This is a genomic window from Pseudonocardia xinjiangensis (genome assembly GCF_050948425.1).
Classification (GTDB): Bacteria; Actinomycetota; Actinomycetes; order Mycobacteriales; family Pseudonocardiaceae; genus Pseudonocardia; species Pseudonocardia xinjiangensis.
In genome coordinates, this window is sequence record NZ_CP192009.1 from 1,432,953 (window position 1) to 1,457,260 (window position 24,308).

Sequence of the window (24,308 nt, forward strand, 5' to 3'; positions counted from 1 at the left end):
TCTCAGCCGATGCTCAGCAGGCCGTGAAGTGATCCATACCCACCTGGGCGACCTCCCACGTCAGCCCGAACCGGACCGGTGCCCCGTCGCCGCCCGCCGCGCTCGGGAAAGCGACCTCGTGCGCCTCGCCGACGGCCAGGCCGTCGAGGGACCTTGCGAGCTCCTGTGCTGCGTCCCCGCCCGGGTCATCGTGGTCGGCGACCCAGTCCCCGACGACCTGGCGGTAGAACTCGACTGCCTCGGTCCACCGTGGGAACCGGTGCTCCTCGTCGATACCGGTGACCAGCCACATGTCCTGCTCCCGTGATCTCGTGTGCATCGATTCCACCACGGGTAGACCCGTTCTGCATGCACTTCCGATGCCGATCGTCGTCGGAGGCCGGTGTTATCGAGGGAGTCCGAAGTGCCCGAAAACGGGAGCGTGGAGCGATCCGGTACCTCGGCCGACGTGTCCGGTGCCGCCGGGGCCGGTGCCGGCGTGTCCGGTGCCGGGGTGCCCGCGCGGAACGGGACCACGCGCATCGTGATCGTCGGTGGTGGCTTCGCCGGCTACCAGGCGGCCCGCTCACTGACGCGGGCGCTACCGGCGGGCTCGGGCACGGAGATCGTGCTGGTGAACCCCATGGACTACTTCCTCTACCTGCCACTGCTGCCCGAGGTGGCCGCGGCGGTGCTGGATCCGCGGCGGGTGACGGTGTCCCTCCCGGCGACGCTACCCGGGGTGCGGCTCGCGCTGGGCGAGGTGACGTCGGTGTCCCTCGAGGAACGCCGGGTCTCCTACACCGATCCCGAGGGCATCGCCCACGGCCTCGACTACGACCGGCTGATCCTCGCCGCGGGGAGTGTCAACAAGCTGCTGCCGATCCCGGGGGTCGCCGAGCACGCCCACGGCTTCCGGGACCTCGCCGAGGCGCTCTACCTGCGCGACCACGTCATCAGACAGGTGGAGCTGGCCGACTCCACGACAGATCCCGACGAGCGCGCGGCCCGGTGCACGTTCGTCGTCGTGGGGGCGGGTTACACCGGCACCGAGGTGGCGGCCCAGGGCCCGCTGTTCACCGACGCGATCATGGCGAACCACCCGCATCTGCGCGGCCAGCAGGTGCGCTGGCTGCTGCTCGACCTCGCGCCTGCGGTGCTCCCCGGACTGGATCCGCGCCTGTCGCGCGCGGCGGACCGGGTGCTGCGCCGGCGTGGCGTCGAGGTACGGATGGAGGTCTCGGTCCGGGAGGCGACCCGCTCGGGCGTCCACCTCACGACCGGCGAGTTCGTTCCGACGCGGTCGCTCATCTGGTGCGTGGGGGTCCGCCCTGACCCGCTCGTGGAGGACACCGGCCTGCCGACGCAGAAGGGCCGGTTGCTGGTGGAGCCGACGCTCGTGGTGCCCGGTCACCCCGAGGTCTTCGCCTGCGGTGACGCCGCTGCGGTTCCCGACCTGACCCGGCCCGGCCAGGTGACGGCGATGACCGCGCAGCACGCCACCCGTCAGGGCACGCTCGCGGGGCGCAACGTCGCCGCGTCGCTGGGCTACGGCCGCATGCGCCGGTACAAGCACCACGACCTCGGTTTCGTGGTCGACCTCGGGGGCACCCAGGCCGCCGCCAACCCGCTGCACATCCCGCTCTCGGGGTGGCCGGCCAAGGCCGTCACCCGCGGCTACCACCTGATCAGCATGCCCGGCAACCGGATCCGCACCGCCGCCGACTGGATCCTCGACGCCGCGGTGGGCCGCCAGTCCGTGCAGCTCGGCCTCGTGCGGTCGGCCGCCGTGCCACTCGACACCGCCGAGCCGGGGCCGGTGCAGCGCAGCGTCGCGTCCGGCTGACGTCCCGGCCCGGAGCTCGCGCATCCCCTCAACACGTGATGTGGCGGACGCGGCGAGCCTCGACCATAGATCGAGAAGGGCGTGGCCACCCGTGCACCGGAGGCGAGAGAGATGACGACGACCGAGACATCCCCGCGCGAGATCGGCGTGTCCTTCCATCATGCGTTGGCCACGAGGGACTGGCCGATGCTGCGCGCGCTCATGAGCCCGAACGTCACGTGGACCCTGCCGGGCGACAACGCGATCTCGGGCACGGCAGCGGGCATCGACGACGTGATCGCGCGCGCCGAGCTGATCGCCGGGTACGGAGTGTCGTCCACGCTGGAGCGCGTACTCGTGAGCCGGAAGAACCTGGCCATCGGGTTGCGCGCCACCGCCCGTCGCGGCGAGCACGTGCTCGACGAGTACATCGCGGCGGTCTGCACCCTGCGTCAGGGACTGATCGTCCAGGTCGAGGCCTACCTCGACGACGTGGACGGGATGAACGCCTTCTTCGCCCGAGACGGCGGGTGAGCCGCGGGCCTGCGTGCCGGGGTCCCGCGATCAGGACGGGATTCCGATCGAGCTGTTCGCCGGTGCCGCGGCGGCCTCGGGGGAGCGCACGGGCCTCCCCTCGGGCGACACCACCGACCACAGGCCGCCGTCGACGACCTTGCCCTGCCCGTTGGTCTGGCCGGGCGCCGTATCACCCGCGAAGGTGTAGACGGGATGGCCGTCGACCGTCAGCTGCTCCCCGCCGTCGGGCCGGATGGTCCGGCCGAGGCTGCCGGTCACTCCGGGCAGGAACGCCGGCAGCGGCGACGGCGCGGGCACGAAGGGCCAGTCCTGGGCGCAGCTGTCCGCGCAGACGGACACGTTCCCCGGGTCGTTGCTGAACATGTAGAGCGTCCGGCCCTCCCCGTCCACCAGGATGGTGCCCAGTGCGCTCGGTTGCGGCCCGACGAGTGCGCCGTCGGGCGCGTCCAACGGCATGGCCGTCGCGTGCGGCGGGGCCTGTGCGAGCGACGCGGGCGAGTTCGGATCCTCGGTGCTGCAGCCGGTGGTGACGAGGGCGATCGTGGCGAGCCCGGCGACACCGGCCCCCGTCAGCCATCGACGAGACCGCCGGCGGTCGGCTGCGCTGCCCCGGATCATCGCTCCTCCTCCACCGCCGGCGCCGGACCGTCCCGTCACGGGGTGGCGCCGGACTCCACGCGCGTCAGGGCGATGCGGGCCAGCTCGAGGCGGGACGTGACACCCAGTTTGGTGAACGCGTGCTTGAGGTGGGTGCTCACCGTGTGCGGCGACACGTAGAGCCGCTCGGCGGCTGCCCGGTTCGTGGCCCCATGGGCGATGAGCCGCACCACCTCGAGCTCGCTCGGCGTCAGCGCCTGCCACCCGTGACCGGTGCCCGGCCGGGTGCTGCGCCGCCGGTACACGCCGAGCTCGCGCAGCGCGGACCGGACCCGCGCGGCGTCGCGCTGGGCGCCTGCCTCGTCGGCGATCCGCATCGCCGTCTCCAGCAACCCGACGGCCTCGGCGCGGTCGGTCCCGGCCGTCAGTGTCCCGGCGTCCTCCAACGCCGCCGCCCGGGCGAGCGGCCGTTGCCCGGCCTCGAACAGCGCCGCCGCCCGGACCAGCTCCTCGCGGTCCTGCAGGAGCAGCCCGCGAGCGTGCGCGCGGGCCGCGGCGAACAGCGGCACGTCCGGGTCCGCCTCGGCCCGGCGTCCGACCACGGCGGCCGCCCGTTCGGCGATGTCCCGGTGCCCGGCCCGGAGGGCGAGCCGCACGAACCACGGCACGTCGACGAGGTCGAGCGGGCTGCGGGACCACGGCCCCGCGTCGTGGAAGCGCGCCGCGCCCTCGGTCAGGATCGTGATGGCCCGGCCCGGGTCGCCTCCGGCGTCGGCGACGAGGGCCCCCAGCCACGCACCGGTGCTGCGCACCGACGCGGACCTGCTCGCCCGCATCCGCTCCGCCTCGCGACCCGCCGTCGCCAGCGCCGCCTCGTCCCCGGTGAGGACCGCCACCCGGCCGGCCGTGAAGACCGCGGTGAGGGCCGTGAAGTCGCCGTGGCCGAGCTCGTCGGCCATGGCGAGCGCCTGCTCGGCCGCCTCCCGCGCCTCGGCGGGCCGGCCGGCCTCCAGCAGCAGCCGGGAGCGGGTGGCGCTCCACAACCGCATCAACGTCAGGCCGGCCCCCACGCCGGCCTGACGCTGCTGCTGGTCGGCCACGGCCAACGCCTCGTCGAGGCGACCCACCGCGGCCAGCGCCACCGCTCGCCAGATCTCCGGCTCGCACAGGCGCTGCGCCACCTCCACGCGCCTGGTCAGCTCGGCCGCGGCGTCGGCCCCGGCCAACGCGGTACGCCAGTCGGCCCGGCACAGGTCGACGATCGACCCGACGCACACGGTCAGCGCCTCGGCCCTCGCGTTCTCGGACAGCCGGGCCGCGGTCATGGCCGAGCCGATGATCTCGCTCGCCCCCTCCGGGTCCCCGTCGAGCGCGGTCGCCAGGGACAGCACGGCGAGGAGATCGGCCCGCAGCGAGAGCGGCACCCCGGGTAGGTCCAGGGCGATCCTGCAGTGCCGGATCGCGTCGACGAACGCGAACTGCAGGCCGACCAGCGCACCGCCCAGCCGCACCCGCGCCTCCGCCTCGGGGCGGAGCGGGACCTCGAGGGACTGCTGGGCGAGAGCAGCGGCCTGGGCCGGCCGGCCTGCGCACAGCAGCAGCTGGACGGTCTCGGTGACCAGCTCGGCCCACTCCGGCGCCCGGGACGTGGTGAGCTCCAGGGCCCGCACGCTGAGGTCGGCCGCCGCCGCCGGATCCGACGCGGCGGCCATCGCCGCGGCCTGCCGCAGCAGCGACACCGCGTCGCTGTCACCGGGCAGAGCCACGGCGGCCAGCAGCGTGGCGGCCTCGGGCAGCGGCCGCCCGGCCCGCAGGTCGGCGTCGACCACCTGCCGGCGCAGTCCACGGACCAGGTCGGCCGGCAGGTTCGCCACGATCGCCTCGCGTACCAGCTCGTGCCGGAAGGTGAAGTGGTCGTCGTTCGAGACGATCAGATCCTCCTTGATGGCCGAGCGTAGCGGCTCCAGCAGCGCCGACGCGGGTTCGTCCAGCAGCGCCTCCAGCTGGCGGACGGTGCAGCGGGGCCCGAGCACGGCCGCGATCTGCACGGTCCGCCGAACCCGGTCGGGCAGTCGTTCGAGGTTGCGCGCCACGAGACCGCGGAACCGGTCGGGGAGCTGTCCCGCACGTGAGCCGGCGTCGCCGTCCGGAGCGTCGTCGGCCGCGTGCTCGGCCACCCCCCGCAGCAGCTCGACCAGCAGCAACGGCCGGTTGGCCGCCCGTCCGGCCAGCTGCAGCACCGACTCGTCCACGTGGTCACCGAGGACGTCGTGCGCGATGGCCTCGACCGACTCCTGCTCCAGCGGCTGCAGCTCGATGGTGTCCGCGCCCGCAGCCGCCAACCGGTCGAGCGTGGTGTGCAGGGCGTCGGTACCCGCACCGTCGCGGACGGCGAACATCCACATCACCGGGCGGTACGCGAGCCTGCGGGGCAGGCAGCGCAGCGCCAGCAGGGTGGCCGGATCGGCCCACTGCAGGTCGTCGAAGGTCACGAGCACCGGGGTCTGCAGCGCGACCCGTTCGAGATGCTTCCGGATGGTCTGCAGCAGCAGGAACCGGTGGTCGGCGCCGTGGTACAGGGCGGTGGGGAGCTCGTCGCCGTCCATGACGGGGTCCGGTCCGGTCACCAGCGACTCCATGAGCGGCGCGAGCGGAACGGCCCGGCTGTGCGAGTCGGCCGACCCGGACACGGTGCGGATCCCCATCTCGCGCGCCATCCGGCGGGACTCGGCCAGCAGCCGGGACCGACCCGCTCCCGCGGCGCCGCGGACGATCACGACGGAGCCGTTCCCCGTGCGGAGCGCGTCCAGGCCTTCGCGGACGTCACCCAGCTCCGCGGCCCGCCCCCGCAGGGGAACCTCGTCGTGATTCGTACCCATCGCCTACTCCGATCCCACCATCGCTCGACGCCGCGCACGTGGTCCGCCGACCCGGTCGCACGGGCGCCCCCCGGCGCGCCAGACGTCCCAACTCGGCCCATCGTGCGTGGCGACGGCCGACGCGGGCATCCGTCAGATGACTCTGTCCGATTTGTGCCTTGGCCTGCGGCGGAGCTGTCCGGAGCCCCCCTCAGGGCCCGCGAGTCGCCCGGTTTTCGTGCGCGAGTCGCCCGCTTTCGCGCCCCGAGTCGCCCCGGCCCGGGCGCGTCGCCTGCGGCCGCCCGCGCAGCCGGCGCGGGGTCTTCGCAGGGCGTGTGGGTTCGTCGCAGACGCTGTGGGCTCTGCGAGGAGCACGGTTGGTCTGCGAGGACGTCCGGGGGGCGGCGAGTCGCCCGGTTTGCGGACGGGTCAGGCGGTCCAGGGGGTCGAGGGGATCCGGGTGAGCGGCTCGGCTCCGACCATGTGGAGCGGCACCCGGTAGACGGCGGCGCCGAGGTGCTCGGCGATCTCGTCCATCGTGGAGGTGAGGCCGGTGCAGCTCGCGACGAGCAGCACGGGGTGACCGGGCTGGATGAGGCGGGCGAACGCGGCGAGGCCGGGGCCGGTGTCGGGCAACGTCAGGGGAGGGCCGGCCGTGGCGCCGTCGGTGCCGAAGGGTGAGAGCCGGCGCAGGGGGCTGCCGAGTGCATCGATCACCTGCCTCAGCACGGTCTGGCGTTCGCCGGTCTTCTGCCGGGCCTCCACGCGGATCTCGCCGTCGGCGGAACGCGCGACGACGGCGACGTGGCGCATCTCCGGGAGGCCTGCGGCCCTCTCCAGCACCGCGGCAGCGCGGCGGGCGTCATGGAAGACGAAGAGGAGCACGTCCAGGCTGTGGGAACACATGAAGATCAACCGTCCGTTGCTGGGCGACGCGAACGAGAGCAGCGTCCTGGCCCGCACGACGTCGGACATCCCCCGAAGACGTGAGGATTTGGCCGCGGTCGTCGTCCGTCTCCACGTACACAAGGCCTGCGCAATGCCGGGGAAACGCGACGCCAAAGTGACGGCCGTCGGGCACTCAGCCGGCAGGCGTGACGGCGTCCACCGGGGGGCGGCCGGGCAGCGGAGCCGAGCCGGGTGGCCGCAGCCCGTCCATGATCACGGCCAGGGTGCGACGCCACTGCTCCGCCTCGGGCGCGATCCCGAGGTAGTTGCCGGAGGTGGCGGCTGCTTCCGCGAGGACGGCCACGTCGCGCCAGGTGACGTCGTCCCGGATCGCTCCGGAGCTCTGGGCACGCTGCACCAGCTTCTCCAGCGCACCGCGCAGCGTGCGGGTGTGTTCCCGGATGCTCTCCGACCGCTCCCCGCCGACGCCCGTCGTGCACTCGCGCAGGCCGCGGTTGCCCACCTGTCCCTCTGCCAGCACGGAGAGCAAGGTGGTCAGGCCCGAGACCGGGTCCTCGTGGTCGAGCGCACGCTGGGCCGCGGTGGACACCACGCCGATGGAGTCGAGCAGGACCAGTTCGATCAGCGCGTCTTTCGAGCCGAAGCGCCGGTAGAGCGTGCCGATCCCGACTTCCGCGCGTTCGGCGATGTCTGCGGCGGCCACGCCGAGACCCTGCTCGGCGACCGCGATACGGGTGGCTGCGAGCAATCGCAACCGCTTACGCCGGGAATCGGCGCGTTCCTTCACACCCTCATCGAGTGGCCCCGATGCGTTCACGCCAGGAAGGGTATCAGTCGGACTTTAAACATCCGTACGGACGATTGAGTTCCAAGCGGACGCAACTCATCCGATCGGGCCCGGTGCGAGCACCGCCGACCGGCCGACAGGCCCCTGGTAGCCCGCCGTTTCCCGGTCACCCGGCCGCCGTCGGCCGCGGACCCGATCGCCGGTGCCGCCTCCCTCCTTGTGTTTCACTTCACCCCGCTGCCGCCGGGCGTGTTTCGCCAGGCGGGGTCGGGGCAGGCGGTGGGCGTGACCGGAGCCAGCCAGAGCCCGACCAGCGCGTCGATGAGCCCGGCCGTGGTCGACTCCCACGCCTGCCGGGCAGGTGCGTTCCCGTCGTGCAACGACCGCTCGCGCTCGGCGCACATGTGCACGACGAGCTGGCGGCTCATCTCGGCGCGATCGGCGCGCACTCCCGGGGGCAGGGCGGGGAGCAGTCGGACCATCCCGTCGAGTGCCTGGCCCACGGTGGGCGACGCCTCCGCGTCGGCCCGCACCACCTCGCGCAGCGACGGCTCGGTGCCGGCCTGGGCGAGGAACCGCGCATGCCAGGTCCGCCCGCCGAGCGTCGCGAGGTGGGCGGGGAGCGGCCGGACCATGCACTCGACCCGGTCGCGCAGCGGGGACCCGGGACGGAGTTCGGCCAGCAGGCCGCCGCGCAGCCGCTCGACCGCGGCGGTGTGCCGTCGCAGAACAGCCAGCACGAGCTCGGAGCGGCCGCCGAAGTGGTAGCCGACCACGGAGTTGTTGCCCTGGCCCGCCGCTTCGCCGATCTGCCGGTTGGACGTGGCCAGCAGGCCGCGCTCGGCGAAGAGGCGTTCGGCGGCGTCGAGGATGAGGTCGCGGGTCGCGGCGCCCCGGTCGGGGGCGGACTGCCGCGCGTCCTCGGCTCGGCCGTCGACGGTCACGAAGCCTCCGGACATCGGTCTGCGGCCTGTAAGTCAGCTGTCTGAATCACGGTATCTCCTTCTCGGAGACGCGGCCTACCTCTCCGGGGGAATCGCCGCGACCGATACGTCCTTTGCGACCGTTTTTCGCGATTTCTGCAGTGGGTAGCGACAATCAAATAGGTTAACGTGACCTAGGTGTGGGTCGACCTGCTTCTGCTGGCGAACCTGACCGCGCAGCCCGCTCACGGCTACGAGCTGCGCCGCAGGGTCGAGCAGAGCAGCGGGTACGCGCTGTCGAACAACTCGCTGTACCCGGCGCTGCGGCGGTTCTACGACGCCGGCGCCGTGACGCGCACGGCGGTGGACCGGCAGGGCGCCCCGGCGCGGCACGTCTACGCCATCACCGAGGTCGGCCGGGAGCTGCTGCACGACATGCTGGCCGAGCTCCCCGACGAGCTGGCCGCCGACGAGGCGGAGTTCCTCTCCCGGGTCGGGCACTTCGCGCTGCTGACCCCCGTCGAGCGGGTCGGCGTTCTCGACGCGCGGCGGCGGGCGATCCTCGCGCGTCGCGACCGGGTCCAGGCACTGGCCCGCTCCGTGGGGACGGCGCCGGACGACGTCTGGAGCGCACTCGTGCTCGACGAGCTGCTCCGTCGCAGCCACGCCGAGGAGCACTGGCTCGCCACCGTGAGCGCCCGAGCGGCCCCTGCCGCAACCGCAGTCGCCGCCCCAGCCCCGCCACCCGAGGAGGATGTCCGATGACCAGCACCGAACTTGCGCCGCAGCTGCCCTTCGACCGGCCGAACGTGCTCGATGTCGCGCCGCTCTACGCCGTGTTGCGGGCCGAGGCGCCGATCACGAAGGTGCGGACGCCCGCCGGCGACCCGGCCTGGCTGGTCACGCGGTACGAGGAGGCGCGCGCGCTCTTCGGTGACTCGCGGCTGGGCCGCTCGCACCCCAACCCGAGCGAGGCCGCCACCGTGTCCGACGCCGCCATCCTGAGCGGCCCCTCGGGTGACTACGAGACCGAGCAGGCCGACCACGCCAGGATGCGTGCGCTGCTGGTCCCGGCCTTCTCGGCCAAGCGGATGCGCCTGCTCGCCGGCCACGTGCGGGATCTCGTCGACGGCTGCCTCGACGCGATGGAGGCGGCCAGGGCGGCCGACCCGGAGCGGCCGGTCGACCTGCACGCCACGCTGTCCTTCCCGCTTCCGGTACTGGTGATCTGCGAGCTGCTCGGTGTGCCGTTCGATGACCGGGAGTACTTCCACGGCCTGTCCGACCGGGTCGGCCGGCTGGACGGCGGCACCGATGCCGCCGAGGCCATGGCGGAGTTCGAGCGCTACATGGGCGGGCTCGCCGCGGCCAAGCGCGCGAACCCCGGCGAGGACGTCGTGTCCGACCTGGTGCGGGCCCAGCAGGCCGATCCTCGTTTCACCGACGAGATGCTGGCCAGGCTGTCGGCCGGGCTGCTGTTCGCCGGGCACGAGACCACCGTGGGCCGCATCGACCTCGGCGTGCTCCTGCTGCTGTCCGACCTCGACCGGCGCGACGCCTTCGCCGCCGACCCGGAAGGTCAGGCGCAGCGCACCATCGAGGAGATCCTGCGGCTCTCGGCTCCCGGCGGGCTCGGCCTGCTCCGGTACGCCCACGAGGACATCGAGATCGGCGGCGTCACGATCGCCCGCGGCGACGCGGTCCTGCTGTCCACCGCAGCGGCGAACCGGGACCCCTCGGCGTTCGCCGAGGCCACGGAGTTCGACCCGGCCCGCAGCCCCAACCCGCACCTGTCGTTCGGCCACGGCCCGCACTTCTGCATCGGTGCGAGCCTCGCCCGCACCGAGCTCACGGCCGTCTTCTCCGCGCTGTTCCGCCGGTTCCCCGGCCTGCGGCTCGCCGTGGAGGTCGACGACCTGGTGGTCCGTGCCGACCGGCTCACCGGCGGGGTGACGGAGGTGCCCGTCACCTGGTGACGGGTCGGCCCACCGTCACGCGATCTCCGACGGCGCGACGAGCGCGTCGGAGATCGCATCGTGCAGGTCGCGGAAGGACGGGGTGAAGCGCAGCTCGCGCACGTCACGCGGCCGGTGAAGCGGCACCGGGAACTCGGTGAGCACCCGTCCGGGCGCCGGGCTCATCACCACGACGCGGTCGGCCAGCGTGATGGCCTCGTCGACGTCGTGGGTCACGAAGAGCACGCTCGTTCCCAGCGTCTCCCACAGTGACAGGAACTCCGCTCCGATCCGGCGGCGTGTCAGCGCGTCGAGCGGGCCGAAGGGCTCGTCCATGAGGAAGAGGTCCGGGTCCGCTGCGAGGGTGCGCGCCAGCGCCACGCGCTTGCGCATCCCGCCGGAGAGCTGGCGGGGCAGGTAGTCGGCGAACCCGTCGAGGCCGACCGTGGTGATCAGGTCGCGGATCCGGACGTCCTGCTCGGCGCGGTTCCCGCCGGCCACCTGCAGCGGCAGGCGGATGTTCTCGTGCACGGTGCGCCAGGGGAGCAGGGCGTCGTTCTGGAAGAGCATCCCGACCCCGGCGGAGGGGCCGTCGATGGGTTTCCCGTCGATGAGCGCGTCGCCGCCGGACCGCTCGACGAGCCCGGCGACCACCTTGAGCAGCGTCGACTTGCCGCACCCGCTGGGCCCCACCAGGGCGACGAACTCGCCGTGGCCGATGCTCAGGTCGGCCCCGTCGAGCGCGAGATGCCGTCCTGTCCGCGTGCGGTAGGCGACGCGGAGGTCGCGGACCGCGACCTTCGGGGTCACTGCGGGCCCAGCAGGCTGAAGTCGAACGAGTCGGTGAACGACGGGACCTTGTCCGGCTGGACCTGCCCGACCTGTGTGAGCACCTGGGTGGTGTCGCGGTACGGGCCGTCGTCGATGGTCAGCTTCGGCGGGGCCTGGGCGATCGTCGCCGCGACGACGGTGCGCAGGGTCGTCGGGTCCAGGGTCGGGGCCTGCTGCTTCGCGGCGTCGAGCACACTCGGGAGATCGGCGTTCGCCTTGTCCTGCGTGGCGCGCAGGGACTGCAGGAACGCCTGCATCGCGGGCTTGTTGTCGTTCACCCAGCTCGGCTTCGCGATCACCGCCAGCGCGATGTAGCGGAAGTCCGGCTTCCAGGTGAGGGTGAACGCGCCGGACTGCAGCATCGTGGTGAGCAGCGGGTCGCTGACCATGCCCGCCGCCGCGCCGCCCTTCCCGATCGCGGCCTGCATGGTCGCGCCGGTGCCCGCGCCCACGACGCGCAGGCCGGAGTACGGGACGCCCGCCTCGGCCGTCGCCTTCTGCAGTTCGGTGTCCGAGAGGCTCCCCGGCGCGGTGACGGCCACGGACTTCCCGGCGAGGTCGCCCACGCCGTGCACTCCGGAGCCGGCCGCGCTGACCAGGGAGTACGGCGGCGCCTCGCTCACGACCGCGTAGCCCTTCACGTCGAGGCCCTTGGCGCGGTTGTCGACGACGTGTTCCCCCGCGCCGACGAAGGCGTCGATGCTGCCGCCGACCAGCGCCTGGACGGCGTCGGAACCGCTGTCGAAGCAGATCTTCTGCGCCTGCAGCCCGTCCGGGAGGCCGCCGGAGTCGATGGCGAGCGCGGCCAGGCCCACCCCGCCGCAGACGAGGCCGACGCGGATCGTCGGGGGCCCGGGCTCGGCGGAGCAGCCGGCGACGAGCAGGGCCGTGAGCACCAGGGCGCCGGCCCACCGCCACGGTCGGCGAAGGGGATGGGTCATGGGTCGGGTCCTCGTCTCGGTGGTGTTCTCAGTGCTGCTTCTCGGGGTGGTGCCGCATGACCCGGCGCTCCACGTATCCCAGTGCCTGGTCCAGCACGATCGCCACGGCGGTGATGACGGCGAGGCCCGCGAAGACCCCGGTGACGTCGAGCAGGTTGGACGAGAGCTTGATGTAGTAGCCGAGCCCGGAGCTCGCGGCGATCAGCTCGGCGATGACGGCGCCGATGAGCGCGATACCGATGGAGAGCCGCAGCGCGGTGACCAGCCAGGGGACCAGCGACGGCAGCATGATCCAGCGCACGGTCTGCCAGCGGTTCGCCCGGAACGAGCGGGCGACGTCGAAGAGGTCCTGGTCGATGTTCCGGACGCCCTGGTAGACGTTGTAGAAGATCACGAACAGCACCATCGTGACGACCATCGTGATCTTCGAGAGCAGCCCGATCCCGAACCAGACGATGAACAGCGGCGCCAGTGCCACGCGCGGCAGGCTGTAGAGAGCCATCACGTAGGGCAGCAGCCAGCCGCTGAGCAGGGCGGACATGCCGAGCGCCACGCCGAGCGCCACCCCGAGCGGCACGCCGATGAGCAGCCCGGCCCCCACCTCGATGAGCGTCTGGGTCAGATGCGGCCACAGCTGGCCCGTGCCGACGAGCTGCACGAGCCTGCCGACGATCTCGCTGGGGGAGGAGACGAAGAACTCTGAGACGAGCCGGCCCGAGGCGAGCTGCCAGGCGCCGAGCACGACGACCGCCACGGCGATGCGTCCGACCAGCACGGTGCGCCGGAAGCGGTTCGCCTCCCGCTGGTCCTGCTCCAGCAGCGCGCTCCCGGCGTCGGACGGCTGCCGGGTGTCGTCATCGCCGGGCACGGGTCCTGCGCGGTGCGCGCCCCGGGCGGTGCGTAGCGGGAGGCTCTCGGTCACGGTGCCTCCTCGCCGGTTCCCGGCTCGGCTCCCGTGGCGACCGGCCGGTCGGGATCCGCGCTCCAGGCGGAGAACGACCCGACGTAGAGGGGCGCGGTCACACCGGCATGGGCGAGAGCGGCGACGGCGAAGGCGCCGGCCACCCCGCCGCCGCAGGAGAGCCCGGGGACCGGCGCGTCTGCTGCCGCGAGCCCGTAGTGCGCGCGCACCTCGTCCGCGTCGGCCAGCGTCCCGGCCGCGCCCAGCACACCCTGGGAGGGGACGTTGCGGGCCCCGGGGATGTGTCCCTCCCGGTACGCCTGCGCGTCCCGGGCGTCGACGAGCAGCCCGCGGGCGGCGAGGGCGGCAGCGGCGTCGGCGTCCAGTTCGGGCAGCCCGCCCGAGCCCAGCTCCACGTCGCCGGGCTCGATGCCGGGCTCCTCCGTCTCGAGCTCATGGCCGGCGGCGGTCCAGGCCTGCAGGCCGCCGTCGAGAATGCTCACCCGCTGCAGTCCGGCCCACCGCAGGACCCACCAGGCACGGGCCGCGGAGAGCCCGGAGCGCGTGTCGTAGACGACCACGGTCGAGTCGCCCCGCAGGCCCCACCGCCGCGCGGACCGTTGCAGGTCGGCGGGGTCCGGCAGGGGGCGGCGCCCCTCGACCGGATCGGCGTCGGACCGGGCCAGCTCCGTGGCCAGGTCGACGGTGACCGCTCCGGGCAGGTGACCGGCGCCGCCGGTCCCTCCGGTCTTCTGGTCGTAGCGGATCTCCAGCAGGCGGACCCGCTCCGGGGTGTCCTGCAGCCACTTCTCCAGCTCGGCGACGCCGACGAACACCGGAACCTCGGACTCCGTCATCCGGCCACCGCCCCGGCATCGACGCCCGTCGCGAAGCGGCTGGGCGGGCGGGGGAGTCCGAAGTGCTCGCGCAGGGTCGTGCCTGCGTAGTCGCGGTGGTGCAGACCGCGGCGCTGCAGTTCGGGGACCACGAGGTCGACGAACGCCTCCACCCCGTGGGGCACGGTGGGCGGGAAGATCATGAACCCGTCGGCCGCGCCGGAGGAGAACCACTCCTCGAGCACGTCGGCGACCTGCGTCGGCGACCCGACGACCTCCTTGAACAACCCCCCGCGGATGAAGGAGGCGTTGACCTCGGCCACGGTCACGCGCTCGCGTCCGTAGAGCTCACGGGCCGAGCCGACGATCCCGAGTCCCTCGTCGGACAGCAGCGCGAGGTCGGCGACGTCCCCGATCGGAGCGTCGGGAGCCGCGTCCGTGACGGCGACGCCGAGTGCCTCGGAGAGCCGCGCCCGGTGGACGGGACCGGTCTCCAGCAGGGCCTGCAAGGTCGCGTACGCCTCCTGCGCCGCGCGTCCGGACTCCTCCACGTACACCGCGACGCCGGGCACGATGAGTTGGTCGGACGCCGAGCGCCCGTAGCGGGGCAGCCGGCTCTTGAGGTCGTCGTAGTACCGCCGGGCACCCTCGAGGCCGAGGGTCGAGGAGTTGGTGAACCGCAGGTCGGAGTACTGCGCGCCGAGCTCGCGGGACCGTTCGGAGGCACCCGCGTTGATGATCGGGATCTGCCCCTGCACGGGCCGCTCGACGTTCAGCGGGCCGTCGACCGAGAAGAACTTCCCGTGGAAGTCGATGGTGTGCACCCGGTCCGGGTCGACGAACCGGCCGGTCACCGGGTCGGCGACGCGTGCGTCGTCCTCCCAGCTGTCCCACAGCAGTTGCAGGACCTGGATGTACTCGGTGGCCCAGTCGTAGCGGTGGGCGTTGTCCCAGTGCTGCTCGCGCCCGAAGTTGCGGGCCGCCTCGACGTTCTTGCCGGTGACGATGTTGAGCCCGACCCGGCCGCCGCTGAGGTGGTCGATCGTGGCCGCCGCCCTGGCGACGTTGTAGGGCTCGGAGTAGGTGGTGTTGACCGTGGTGATCAGCCCGATGTGCTCGGTGATCCCCGCGATGTTCGCGGCCAGGGTCAGCGCTTCGGGCCGCAGGACCTCGTTGGGTGCCGCGAACTGGGAGGTGGTCAGCCCGACCACCCGGTCGCCGATGAAGAAGAAGTCGAACCGGCCCCGCTCGGCGGTCCGCGCGGCCTGCTGCAGCAGGCGCGGGTTGGAGTTCCCGTCGCTCCGGGAGCCCGGCAGGCGCCAGGCTCCCGGGTGGAAACCGGTGGGCCAGATCGTGAGGCCGAGATGCATCCGACGGGCTGGACCGGGCATACGAAGCCGCCTTTCGGCGCGAGAGGGCGGACCGCGCGCGGGGCGGCGGCCGCTGACGAGGAGGGGGACACATCGACGGTCGCGCGGACGGCGCGACGGTCGGCGGGCTCAGCCGCGACAGAGACAGGTGCAGACCTTCAGCAGGTCGATGCACCGGCGGCGAACGAGCAGCAGGGTGGGGATGACGGACAGCACGTCCGTGCCGGAAGCGGGACGGCGCGCATGCGCAGAACCACCCATCACCCGTCTCACCGCCATTCTTTCGCGAAGTCTGCGTGCCGAACGTATACAGGCCTGAGTTCTTCGGGTCGGCGGTTGCGGCAACTGTGATGCGAATCTCGGAGAGCTGCGCGCCGACATGCCGTCAATTGTCGGGACAGCGGAGTGCTGGGTGACCCTGACAATGTCCGACAAATGTTCGGTCATTATCGTTCAATCGCTACTTCGCAAAAGCGGACGAACGTGCGCGGGCGTGCTTTATCGGACGTGCTTCTTGGTGTTACGCCGGTCGGCGCGACGTGGTGGGCCAGGCGGACCAGTGGCCTCCGACCTGTGGTCGTTGCGATAGCTCACGATCGGCAGGGAAGCAAGATTCGTTACAGTGATCTGTAACACAGTGAACTGGGATGGGTTGATCATCCGATCGGTTCGTCGTCATAGTTCTGACCGTGCCGATCATCGACCTCGAGGGGTTCTGGCCGACCCGTCGTCAGGACGATTTCGACCAGTCCTGTCCGGGGACCTCCGCAGTCCTCTGACCGATCGCCGCGGCCCGCGGGCCGAATCCCCGGCATTCGGTCCCCGACCCCTCCGGACGCATCGCGTCCGGCTCAGGATCCGGAGCTCTCCCGTGGCCCACATTCGTCGCATCGCGTCCCGGCCGGGTGCCGCCGCGCCCGCTCGGGAACTCCCGCGAGCCGGCCGCGACCTCTCGGTCCCCGGCCCGGTCGGACCCGGCGACCGGCACCGCATCCGGGTCCGCGAAGATCTCGACGCGACGGTGACCGGTGGCTACTGTGAGCCGCGCAACATCATCAGCCTCAACCCGGTCGGCTCGCAGGGCCGGGAGGATCAGGGCGTCACAAAGATGATCTACACTCCGAACATCGAGGAGCCACTCGCCTCCGGGTACTCCCCGGACTGCCGTACCGATCCGGTGACGACACCATGATCCGCGTCGTGAGGGAGGATCGCGCCCGCCGGTTCGTTCCGCGGCTTCTCCTCCCCGTCCTCGTGTCGCCGGTGCTGCTCCTCGCGCTCGCCGGGCCCGCGTGGGCGCAGACCGGTTGGGGCGCCGGCGGTGGGTCCCGCGACGCGGTGGACACCCTCCTGCCGTGGCCCCTCCTCGCCGTTCTCGGTGTCGTGGCGCTGGTGTCCAGCGCGTTGGTGGCCGGCACGGCGGCGCTGGGTTTCCTCGCCCCACCTTCGCGAAGCTCGATGCTCCTCGTGCAGAGCGCCGCCGCCGTTGCGGTGGTCGCGCTGGTGATCCGCTGTGTCGGCGGAGGCATCAGCGCCTTCGCCGCGCTGCCGCAGGCCGCCGGCGCCGCGGTGATCGCGGTGCTGTTCGCGCGTGGGGCCCGGAGCGCGTCCGCGGTGGGGGGCGTGCTGCTCACCGCCGCGCTGGCCTACGACGCGACGATCGCGCACACCGGCTGGCACGTGGGGCTAGCCGCCGTCCACATGGTGGCCGCGGTCACCTGGCTCGGCGCCGCGGTGCTGGTCGCCACGCCCGCGTGTGGCGCTCGCTTCACGGTCGTGCGGCGGGTCACCCTGGTCTTCGCCGTGTCGGCCGTCGTGGCGGTGTCGGCCGCTGCGCTGGAGGCGGTCGCCAAGGGGATGCGTTTCGACGCCGTGACGGCCACCTCGCTGACCGGTCTGCTCGTGCTGATCCAGGCGCTGGGCATGCTCGTGGCGGTCAGCACGGGGCTGTGCCGCCCCGGTGCGGTCGGCGGCCGGGTCGTGGCCTACTCCGCGGGGCTGGTCTTCACCGCGGGTTCGGTGCTGATGCTGGTGACCCCACCCCCGGCTCCCGCCGAGCCGGGCCGTCCGCTCCTGCGGACGGTGGCCTTGGCGGACCAGGACGCGCCGGTGGTGGTCGCCCCGCAGCGGCCGGGCCGCAACCTCGTCCATGTCGGGATGGCCGGGGCGCTGGTCGGCGGCGTGCGCGCCGAGGAACGGCCCGGCGCACCGGGCGGCTGGGCCGTGGTCGACCTTCCTGCGGGCACCGACGTCCTCACGGTGGAGGCGGGTGGCGACCAGGTGTCGCTGCGCCTCGACCTCGGCCCCGATCCGGCACCCCCGGCGCTCGTGGCAGGACTCACGGGACCGGACGGACCGGAGTGCTTGAGCGCCGTGGTCGGTCGGGTGCTGCGGGGCGCCGCCGACCTCCCGGCCGCCTGTCCGGCCGATGCACTCTCCGAGGCGGACGCCGCGACGCTCCGGGCCACCGTGCGGTTCCTCGGCGACCGTGACGTGCCGGCGCTGTACCTCGTGACCGACGGGTCGCGCCGGTCGGCTGCGGCCGCTGCGGTCGTCCGGGAAGCTGCTGCCGGAAACGGGCTGCCGGTGGCCAACCGGCTGGATCGGGCGGACGCGGCGCTGGTCGTCGCGGGCTGGGAGGTCGGTGGGCGCAAGCTCACCGACGAGGCGCTGGGCCTGTCGAGCGTCGCCCGCACGTACACCGCTCCATGGCTCGCCACGAACGCCGTGCTGGGCCGGCAGACCGGCGCCGTCACCACCCTGGACTTCGACCCGCTCGACGTGTCGGCGCAGCGCTACCTGGCCGACCTGCGTGCGGCGGGGCTGACCCCGCTCGCGTCGCCCGCCGGGTTCCGGGCGTGGACGGCACCCGGCGACGCCGGCCCGGCGGTGGCGGGGCCGCGGATCTTCGCGTCGGTGCAGATCTCGATGATGCCGACCGGGGCGGGTGAGATGGACAACCGCACCACCGACCCTTGGTTGCCCGGCGGGTCACTGACCCCGGTCACCCCGCCCCTGCCGCGGTGAACCACTCCGGAGGGGCTCAGAGCCTCGCGCGCTGAAGCGCCGGGATCGCCCCCCAGAGCAGCCCGAACACCGCGACGCACACCAGACCGGCGACGATCGCCGGTGTCGAGCCGGTCACGACGTCGAAGATCAGCACGACCACGCCCGTGACCGCCAGGCCCAGCAGGGCGAGCCCTCCGATGGCGAAACGCTGGCCCCACGCCACCAGCGCCGCCCGCGCGTGCTGGCGGAACAGGGCGCGGTGCAGCGCGACGGGCGCGATCAGCAGGCCGGTCGCCGCCGCCGACAGGGACAGCGCCACCAGGTAGAGCACGCGCTGCGGACCGGTCAGGTCGCCGAAGCGCGCCTGGAACGGCACCGTGAGCAGCAGACCGGTGAGCAGCTGCACGCCCGTCTGCACCACTCGGAGCTCCTGCAGGAGATCGCCCCAGTTGCGGTCCAGCCGCTCGGTCGCCGTCTCGTTGCGGGCCTCCTGATCCCAGGTCGCGTCCGACGCGACGTCGTCGACATCTCGCTCCACCGGCACCTCCTCACACGACCGTCGAGTGTGCCTCGATGCCCGGTGGGATGTCGGAGGCCCGTGTCCGGGTACGGGATCAGGGGTTCGGGTACGAGATCACCAGTGGGACAGGGCAGGAACCCGGTCGGAGGTGCGTGCCAATGGCGGAGTCGGTGGGCGATCACATCCTGCGGAGGTTGCGGGAGTGGGGGGTCGAGCAGGTCTTCGGCTACCCCGGTGACGGGATCAACGGCATCATCGCGGCCTTCGGACGGGCCGGGGACCGTCCGCGGTTCATCCAGGCGCGGCACGAGGAGATGGCCGCGTTCGAGGCGGTGGGGTACGCGAAGTTCTCCGGGCGTGTCGGCGTGTGCACGGCGACCTCGGGGCCCGGCGCGATCCACCTGCTCAACGGGTTGTACGACGCGAAGCTCGACCACGTCCCGGTGGTCGCGATCGTCGGGCAGACGGAACGCAGTGCCATGGGCGGCGCGTACCAGCAGGAGGTGGACCTGCAGGCGCTGTTCAAGGACGTGGCGAGCGACTACCTGGTCGAGGTCAATGTGCCCGAGCAGCTGCCGAACGCGCTCGACAGGGCCATCCGCACGGCGCTGACCCGGCGGGCGCCCACGGCCCTGATCATTCCCAGCGATCTGCAGACCGAGGACCACACGCCGCCGGCGCACGCGTTCAAGCAGGTGCCGTCGAGCCCGCCGGGCCTGGTGGCGCCGAGGCTGGTGCCCGACGAGGCCGAGGTGCTGCGGGCGGCCGGGGTGCTCAACGCCGGGCAGCGGGTGGCGATCCTCGTCGGCCAGGGTGCCCGTGGCGCCGCGGCGGAGGTCGAGCAGGTCGCCGACATCCTGGGCGCAGGGGTGGCCAAGGCGCTGCTCGGCAAGGACGTGCTGTCCGACGACCTGCCGTTCGTCACCGGAGCCATCGGGCTGCTCGGCACCCGGCCGAGCTACGAGCTGATGCGCGACTGCGACACCCTGCTGATCGTCGGCTCGAACTTCCCCTACAGCCAGTTCCTCCCCGAGTTCGGCAAGGCCAGGGCCGTGCACATCGACATCGACGGGGCGATGATCGGGATGCGCTACCCCACGGAGGTGAACCTGGTCGGCGATGCGCGGACCAGCCTGCAGGCGCTGCTGCCGTTGCTGTCCGGTCCGACCGACCGGGCGTGGCGGGAGAAGATCGAGGAGAACGTCGCACGCTGGTGGCGCACGATGGAACGCCAGGCGATGCTCGACGCGAAGCCGGTCAACCCGATGCGGATCGTGTGGGAGCTCTCCGAGCGGCTCCCGCTGAACGCGATCGTGGCTGCCGACTCCGGTTCGGTGGCCAACTGGTACGCACGACACCTGCGCATCCGCGGTGACGTCCGCGCTTCGCTGTCGGGCACCCTGGCCACGATGGGGCCTGCGGTGCCGTACGCGATCGGGGCGAAGTTCGCCCACCCCGACCGGCCGGCGATCGCCCTCACCGGCGACGGCGCCATGCAGATGAACGGGATGGCCGAGCTGCTCACCGTCGCGCGCTATGCCGACCGCTGGTCGGACCCGCGGCTGGTCGTCTGCGTGCTGCACAACAACGACCTCAACCAGGTCACGTGGGAGCTGCGGGCGATGGGCGGGGCACCGAAGTTCGAGGAGTCCCAGACCCTGCCCGAGGTGTCCTACGCCGACTTCGCTCGCGGTGTGGGCCTGGAGGGGATCACCGTGACGTCCCCGGAGGAGCTCGGTCCGGCCTGGGACCGGGCGCTGGCCGCCGACCGGCCCGCCGTGCTCGACGTGCACTGCGACCCGGAGGTGCCACCGATCCCGCCGCACGCCACGTTCGAGCAGGCCGAGTCGGTGGTGCAGGCGGTGCTGAAGGGCGACCCGGACGCCGTCCACCTCGTGGTGCAGGGCGCGAAGACGAAGCTGCAGGAGATGCTGCCCGGCCGCCGCACCTGAGGTCCCAGCACCGGCTGCCGGTGGCTCCGATGCCGCCATTTGTCGACTCGGTTCGCCCGTTTACCGTCGTCTTGCATTCCCCTGGGCTTCCGATTGCGGCCGACCGCCTACGGTCAGGAACGACTTCGACGCATGTCGGTCGAGGCTCGTCAGGGACCACAGTCACCGGTGGGCAGCGGCCCGCCTGTCCAGGACATCGGCTCGACCGGCGCAAAGTGTTACGCCGCCACGGCGACAGTGCACTGGAGGACCGCGATGGACATCCGCTCGGCGGTGTTCGACCTCATCGATGGAGATCTCGCGCTGAGAGCGCTCGGCGTGGCCCATGGCTGCTGCGGCCGCCATGGTCAGGCCTCGTGCCGGAGGATCCCCGGATCCTGTTTCATCGTCATGGAATGGGCTGCGGACGACAATCCGTCGGCTCCCGCCGGTGCCGAGCTGCTGACGGTCCGGGCGCACCTGCCCACCGAACGCTCGAGCCAGCACCTGATCCTCGACCTCCTGCTGCACCGCACGCGGGCGGTCCTGTCGGCCGGCACGGCGGACGGGCCGATCACGAGCCTGCACCGGGGAACCTCACCCGACGTCGTGCACAGCGACTTCGGCACCGTCTTCAAGAGCAGCACGTTCCAGGTCGCTCCCCGCCGGCCCGCGGCCGCGCAGCCCGGACAGCGGCTGACGCTGTCCACGTGGTCCGGTTACGACGATCTGCGGCTCGCCGCCATCGGCGCTGCCGGCGCCGCATCCCTGAGCATGAACTGACCGGGATGCCGGTGGTCTCCCGCACTAGACTCGGCCGGCACAGGCATCCAGCTCAGGGACCGGGGAACAGTAGATGATCTTGACAATCGTGGGTTGGATCGTGTTCGGCCTGATCGCGGGCTTCATCGCTCGCGCGCTCGTCCCCGGAAAGGATGACATCGGCCTCCTGCGCACCATCGTGCTCGGGATCGTCGGCTCGGTGGTGGGCGGACTGATCTTCGGGCTGCTGACCGTGGGCATCCGAGGGTTCCAGCCGGCCGGCTGGATCGGGTCCATCATCGGCGCGGTCGTCGTGCTCGTCATCTACAACCAGGTCACCGGCCGCAAGCGCAACCGGCTCTGACCCACTCGGGGGCCGGTACGCTCGGCGGAGGTCCCGCCGTCGCCGGTTCCGCAGTCCCTGCCTCCGCGCAGGTCCGGCCCCACCCGTGACACCCGCCGTGGCCGGGCGCATGCTGAGGTGCTGCCGGATGCGGTGACCGGGACGGCTGCGGAACGGAGACCACCCTCGTGCGCACTCGAATCGTCGGGCTCGCAGTCTGGGCCTCTGTGCTGGCCATCGGGCTCTTCGGGGTGCCGCTGGGCGTAGGAGTGTTCCAGTACGCGTCGCAGAGCGAGCGCAGCGAGCTGCAGCGCGTCGCCGACGCCGTCGCGATCACCGTGGCAAGCGACGTGTACGACTCCGAGCGGATCGAGGGGGTCGACGGGCCCGGTCCGGTCCAGGTGGCGGTGTACGACGACGACGGCACGCTGCTGGGCGGCGTCGGGCCGGGCGCCGAGCAACCGGAGGTCGCGAAGGCCCTCCAGGGCGACGTGGGGGCGGGCACCGAGAGCGGCTCCTTCGTCGTCGCGGTGCCGGTCACGCACGAGGACGACATCATCGGGGCGGTCCGGGCCGCCGCGCCTCGCAGCGCCGTCCTGCAGTGGGTGGCGCTGGTGTGGGCGGGGATGATCGCGCTCGCCGCGCTGGCCGTCGCCGCCACCTGGCTACTCGGGCGCCGGCAGGCCCGACGGCTGGCCCGGCCGCTGGAGGAGCTGGCCGTGGCCGCGCGCCGGCTCGGTGAGGGCGACTTCAGCGTGCGCACCCGGCAAGGGGGGGTCGGCGAGATCGACGCGGTCGGTACGGCGCTGAACACCACCGCCGTTCGCCTGGACGACCTGCTCGCCAGGGAGCAGGCCTTCTCCGCTGATGTGTCCCACCAGCTGCGGACCCCACTCGCGGGCCTGCGGCTCCGGCTCGAGGCCGCCCTCGAACAGCCGGGCCTGGATCCGCGTCCGGCCATCGTCGCGAGTCTCGTCGACGCGGATCGCCTGGAGGCGACCATCGACGAGCTGCTGGACCTCGCCCGCGGCAATCGGGACGCCCGCGGGGGCCCGGTGGACCTCGGTGTGCTGCTGGACGAGCTGTCGCCGGAGTGGCGCGGGCGCCTGGAGCTGCTGGGCCGCGGCCTGAACCTGACCGTCGAGCCGGGGACGCCGTGGCCCCGCGCATCCGCCGCGGCGATCCGGCACGTGCTCGCGGTGCTCGTGGACAACGCGACGACCCATGGGGCAGGCACCGTCGGGGTGACCGTCCGCGAGTCCAGCAACGTGGTGGCGATCGACGTCTCCGACGAAGGCGCGGGCGTGCACGACCCGGAGGGCGTCCTGTTCGCCCGCCGGGCCGACCAGCGCGACGGGCACGGCATCGGGCTGGCGCTGGCGCGACGTCTCGCGGAGGCCGAGGACGGCAGGTTGGAGCTCACCCGGCGCGCGCCACCCGTGTTCACGCTGCTGCTGCCGCCTGCGCACGCCGAGCCCCTCGCCGATCAGGAGCCCGTGGGGCGAGACGCACTCGGAGGTGCGGACGAGGTCGACGTGGTACGGGCCGGGCGCGGCCGTGGCACCGCTCGTGTCGATCTCGCCGGACCTGGGCCCGCCCGGGCTGAGCCTCGCTCTTCGTGACCCGCGAAACCCGCCCGCCGCCGCACTAACGGGCAGCGTTGCGGGGTTCGGGCGGGTCGAGCTCCAGCCGGTAGCCGTGGCCCCGCAGTGTGACGATCTCGGGAACCCGGGCCTTCGTCGCCGCGGCGATCTCCTCGATCTTCCGGCGGAGTGCCGCGACGTGGACGTCGAGGGTCTTGGTGGAGCCGTACCAGTGCTCGTCCCACACCTCCGACATCAGCGTCTCCCGGCTCAGCGCCACGTCGGGCTGGGCGGCCAGGCGGGCCAGCAGGTCGAACTCCTTGGGGCGCAGCCGCAGCTCGTGCCCGGCGACGGTGACCCGGCGCCGGGTGACGTCCACGACGAGGTCGCCGATGGGCCGCACGGCGCGCGCCGTCGATCCCTCGTTCCGGCGGAGGTGGGCGCGGATGCGCGCGTGCAGCTCGGTCAGGCGGACCGGTTTGACCAGGTAGTCGTCGGCTCCCGCCTCGAGTCCGACCACGACGTCCATCTCCGCCGAGCGAGCCGTCAGGATGACGAGAATGCTGCCGGGCTGGGCCCGCCGGAGCTGGCGGCAGACCTCGACCCCGTCCAGGTCGGGGAGGCCGAGGTCGAGCAGGACCAGGTCCACGGGGGTCGACGCGGCCCGCGCCAGGCCTGCGGTGCCGGTGCTCTCCCAGAAGACCTGGTGGCCGTGGCTACGCAGGCTCGACTCGAGGACGTTCCCGATCGTCGAGTCATCCTCGATGATGAGAATCCTGCTGGGCACGCTCACATTCTGCTCGGTTTCCCGCCCTTCTGTGCTCCCCGCGGCCCGCGGCCGGTTCCCGGGCCCGAAGGTGTGACGTGGGCCATGGTCAGGAACTGGGCGGACGCCGGTACGGACCACTAGG

The 24,308-nt window shown here is 72.7% G+C and carries 23 protein-coding genes; 10 read left to right on the forward strand and 13 right to left on the reverse strand.

Going from position 1 to position 24,308, the window contains the following annotated elements; all coding sequences use genetic code 11:
- Window positions 1-13: 13 nt before the first annotated feature.
- The gene (locus ACQPZA_RS06900; protein WP_433279379.1) at window positions 14-319 is read right to left on the reverse strand and encodes a hypothetical protein; all 306 of its coding nucleotides are present in this window, start codon (window positions 317-319) and stop codon (window positions 14-16) included.
- Between the two features lie 174 nt (window positions 320-493).
- On the opposite strand from ACQPZA_RS06900, the gene ACQPZA_RS06905 reads away from it, so the two are divergent.
- Complete coding sequence (locus ACQPZA_RS06905) at window positions 494-1,825, forward strand: NAD(P)/FAD-dependent oxidoreductase (RefSeq protein WP_433282700.1); 1,332 nt, start codon at window positions 494-496, stop codon at window positions 1,823-1,825.
- Between the two features lie 111 nt (window positions 1,826-1,936).
- The gene (locus ACQPZA_RS06910; protein WP_433279381.1) at window positions 1,937-2,338 is read left to right on the forward strand and encodes a nuclear transport factor 2 family protein; all 402 of its coding nucleotides are present in this window, start codon (window positions 1,937-1,939) and stop codon (window positions 2,336-2,338) included.
- A gap of 30 nt (window positions 2,339-2,368) precedes the next feature.
- On the opposite strand, the gene ACQPZA_RS06915 is transcribed toward ACQPZA_RS06910, so the two are convergent.
- The 5 genes from ACQPZA_RS06915 to ACQPZA_RS06935 form a co-directional block, all read right to left on the reverse strand.
- Window positions 2,369-2,959 (reverse strand): COG4315 family predicted lipoprotein, encoded by a 591-nt coding sequence (locus ACQPZA_RS06915; protein ID WP_433279383.1) that lies wholly within the window; start codon window positions 2,957-2,959, stop codon window positions 2,369-2,371.
- Between the two features lie 35 nt (window positions 2,960-2,994).
- Window positions 2,995-5,817, reverse strand: a complete 2,823-nt coding sequence (locus ACQPZA_RS06920; protein ID WP_433279385.1) for a helix-turn-helix transcriptional regulator — start codon at window positions 5,815-5,817, stop codon at window positions 2,995-2,997.
- 408 nt (window positions 5,818-6,225) lie between these two features.
- A complete protein-coding gene (locus ACQPZA_RS06925) occupies window positions 6,226-6,771 on the reverse strand; it encodes a hypothetical protein (protein ID WP_433279387.1) in 546 nt (181 codons plus the stop codon).
- A 106-nt stretch (window positions 6,772-6,877) separates the two neighbouring features.
- Window positions 6,878-7,459: a TetR/AcrR family transcriptional regulator gene (locus ACQPZA_RS06930; protein WP_433279389.1), complete on the reverse strand. Its 582-nt coding sequence runs from the start codon at window positions 7,457-7,459 to the stop codon at window positions 6,878-6,880.
- A 257-nt stretch (window positions 7,460-7,716) separates the two neighbouring features.
- Complete coding sequence (locus tag ACQPZA_RS06935) at window positions 7,717-8,436, reverse strand: TetR/AcrR family transcriptional regulator (protein ID WP_433279391.1); 720 nt, start codon at window positions 8,434-8,436, stop codon at window positions 7,717-7,719.
- 177 nt (window positions 8,437-8,613) lie between these two features.
- Here ACQPZA_RS06935 and ACQPZA_RS06940 point away from each other — a divergent pair, with 177 nt between their 5' ends.
- Complete coding sequence (locus ACQPZA_RS06940) at window positions 8,614-9,180, forward strand: PadR family transcriptional regulator (RefSeq protein ID WP_433279393.1); 567 nt, start codon at window positions 8,614-8,616, stop codon at window positions 9,178-9,180.
- On the forward strand, window positions 9,177-10,391 hold the full coding sequence (locus ACQPZA_RS06945) for a cytochrome P450 (RefSeq protein ID WP_433279396.1): 1,215 nt from the start codon (window positions 9,177-9,179) through the stop codon (window positions 10,389-10,391). The genes ACQPZA_RS06940 and ACQPZA_RS06945 overlap by 4 nt, the downstream gene beginning before the upstream one ends.
- 15 nt (window positions 10,392-10,406) lie before the next feature.
- Here ACQPZA_RS06945 and ACQPZA_RS06950 read toward each other — a convergent pair whose 3' ends face one another.
- Genes ACQPZA_RS06950 through ACQPZA_RS06970 form a run of 5 tightly spaced genes read right to left on the reverse strand, consistent with a single transcriptional unit; the run spans window position 10,407 to window position 15,270 of the window.
- Window positions 10,407-11,180 (reverse strand): ABC transporter ATP-binding protein, encoded by a 774-nt coding sequence (locus tag ACQPZA_RS06950; protein WP_169396029.1) that lies wholly within the window; start codon window positions 11,178-11,180, stop codon window positions 10,407-10,409.
- The gene (locus tag ACQPZA_RS06955; protein WP_433279398.1) at window positions 11,177-12,142 is read right to left on the reverse strand and encodes an ABC transporter substrate-binding protein; all 966 of its coding nucleotides are present in this window, start codon (window positions 12,140-12,142) and stop codon (window positions 11,177-11,179) included. The genes ACQPZA_RS06950 and ACQPZA_RS06955 overlap by 4 nt, the downstream gene beginning before the upstream one ends.
- A gap of 28 nt (window positions 12,143-12,170) precedes the next feature.
- Window positions 12,171-13,064: an ABC transporter permease gene (locus ACQPZA_RS06960; RefSeq protein WP_433279400.1), complete on the reverse strand. Its 894-nt coding sequence runs from the start codon at window positions 13,062-13,064 to the stop codon at window positions 12,171-12,173.
- Window positions 13,061-13,900, reverse strand: a complete 840-nt coding sequence (locus tag ACQPZA_RS06965) for a sulfurtransferase (protein ID WP_433279402.1) — start codon at window positions 13,898-13,900, stop codon at window positions 13,061-13,063. The genes ACQPZA_RS06960 and ACQPZA_RS06965 overlap by 4 nt, the downstream gene beginning before the upstream one ends.
- Window positions 13,897-15,270 carry an NtaA/DmoA family FMN-dependent monooxygenase gene (locus ACQPZA_RS06970; protein WP_433279404.1) on the reverse strand — a complete coding sequence of 458 codons (1,374 nt, stop codon included), beginning with the start codon at window positions 15,268-15,270 and terminating at the stop codon, window positions 13,897-13,899. Before ACQPZA_RS06970 ends, ACQPZA_RS06965 begins: the two co-directional genes overlap by 4 nt.
- An 850-nt stretch (window positions 15,271-16,120) precedes the next feature.
- Here ACQPZA_RS06970 and ACQPZA_RS06975 point away from each other — a divergent pair.
- Window positions 16,121-16,441: a hypothetical protein gene (locus tag ACQPZA_RS06975; RefSeq protein ID WP_433279407.1), complete on the forward strand. Its 321-nt coding sequence runs from the start codon at window positions 16,121-16,123 to the stop codon at window positions 16,439-16,441.
- An 8-nt stretch (window positions 16,442-16,449) separates the two neighbouring features.
- A complete protein-coding gene (locus tag ACQPZA_RS06980) occupies window positions 16,450-18,276 on the forward strand; it encodes a hypothetical protein (protein WP_433279408.1) in 1,827 nt (608 codons plus the stop codon).
- Window positions 18,277-18,292: 16 nt separating this feature from the next.
- Here ACQPZA_RS06980 and ACQPZA_RS06985 read toward each other — a convergent pair whose 3' ends face one another.
- Window positions 18,293-18,796, reverse strand: coding sequence for a DUF6328 family protein (locus tag ACQPZA_RS06985; RefSeq protein ID WP_169396023.1), 504 nt, complete (start codon window positions 18,794-18,796; stop codon window positions 18,293-18,295).
- Between the two features lie 140 nt (window positions 18,797-18,936).
- On the opposite strand from ACQPZA_RS06985, the gene ACQPZA_RS06990 reads away from it, so the two are divergent.
- The 4 genes from ACQPZA_RS06990 to ACQPZA_RS07005 all read left to right on the forward strand — a co-directional run bounded on the left by ACQPZA_RS06990 (window position 18,937) and on the right by ACQPZA_RS07005 (window position 23,436).
- A complete protein-coding gene (locus tag ACQPZA_RS06990; RefSeq protein ID WP_433279411.1) occupies window positions 18,937-20,730 on the forward strand; it encodes a thiamine pyrophosphate-requiring protein in 1,794 nt (597 codons plus the stop codon).
- A 93-nt stretch (window positions 20,731-20,823) separates the two neighbouring features.
- The gene (locus ACQPZA_RS06995; protein ID WP_433279413.1) at window positions 20,824-21,492 is read left to right on the forward strand and encodes a hypothetical protein; all 669 of its coding nucleotides are present in this window, start codon (window positions 20,824-20,826) and stop codon (window positions 21,490-21,492) included.
- A 73-nt stretch (window positions 21,493-21,565) separates the two neighbouring features.
- On the forward strand, window positions 21,566-21,835 hold the full coding sequence (locus tag ACQPZA_RS07000; RefSeq protein ID WP_169396020.1) for a GlsB/YeaQ/YmgE family stress response membrane protein: 270 nt from the start codon (window positions 21,566-21,568) through the stop codon (window positions 21,833-21,835).
- 167 nt (window positions 21,836-22,002) lie between these two features.
- A complete protein-coding gene (locus tag ACQPZA_RS07005; RefSeq protein ID WP_433279415.1) occupies window positions 22,003-23,436 on the forward strand; it encodes a HAMP domain-containing sensor histidine kinase in 1,434 nt (477 codons plus the stop codon).
- 25 nt (window positions 23,437-23,461) lie between these two features.
- Here the strand turns inward: ACQPZA_RS07005 and ACQPZA_RS07010 are convergent, their stop codons facing one another.
- Window positions 23,462-24,184 carry a response regulator transcription factor gene (locus tag ACQPZA_RS07010; protein WP_169396018.1) on the reverse strand — a complete coding sequence of 241 codons (723 nt, stop codon included), beginning with the start codon at window positions 24,182-24,184 and terminating at the stop codon, window positions 23,462-23,464.
- Window positions 24,185-24,308 lie beyond the last annotated feature (124 nt).

Excerpts from the sequence above, each read along its gene's own strand:
- ACQPZA_RS06900 (WP_433279379.1), bottom strand. The coding sequence starts at position 319 with ATGCACACGAGATCACGGGAGCAGGACATGTGGCTGGTCACCGGTATC.
- ACQPZA_RS06945 (WP_433279396.1), top strand. The coding sequence starts at position 9,177 with ATGACCAGCACCGAACTTGCGCCGCAGCTGCCCTTCGACCGGCCGAAC.
- ACQPZA_RS06920 (WP_433279385.1), bottom strand. The coding sequence starts at position 5,817 with ATGGGTACGAATCACGACGAGGTTCCCCTGCGGGGGCGGGCCGCGGAG.
- ACQPZA_RS06955 (WP_433279398.1), bottom strand. The coding sequence starts at position 12,142 with ATGACCCATCCCCTTCGCCGACCGTGGCGGTGGGCCGGCGCCCTGGTG.
- ACQPZA_RS06915 (WP_433279383.1), bottom strand. The coding sequence starts at position 2,959 with ATGATCCGGGGCAGCGCAGCCGACCGCCGGCGGTCTCGTCGATGGCTG.
- ACQPZA_RS06965 (WP_433279402.1), bottom strand. The coding sequence starts at position 13,900 with ATGACGGAGTCCGAGGTTCCGGTGTTCGTCGGCGTCGCCGAGCTGGAG.
- ACQPZA_RS07000 (WP_169396020.1), top strand. The coding sequence starts at position 21,566 with ATGATCTTGACAATCGTGGGTTGGATCGTGTTCGGCCTGATCGCGGGC.
- ACQPZA_RS06925 (WP_433279387.1), bottom strand. The coding sequence starts at position 6,771 with ATGTCCGACGTCGTGCGGGCCAGGACGCTGCTCTCGTTCGCGTCGCCC.
- ACQPZA_RS06910 (WP_433279381.1), top strand. The coding sequence starts at position 1,937 with ATGACGACGACCGAGACATCCCCGCGCGAGATCGGCGTGTCCTTCCAT.
- ACQPZA_RS06970 (WP_433279404.1), bottom strand. The coding sequence starts at position 15,270 with ATGCCCGGTCCAGCCCGTCGGATGCATCTCGGCCTCACGATCTGGCCC.
- ACQPZA_RS06990 (WP_433279411.1), top strand. The coding sequence starts at position 18,937 with ATGGCGGAGTCGGTGGGCGATCACATCCTGCGGAGGTTGCGGGAGTGG.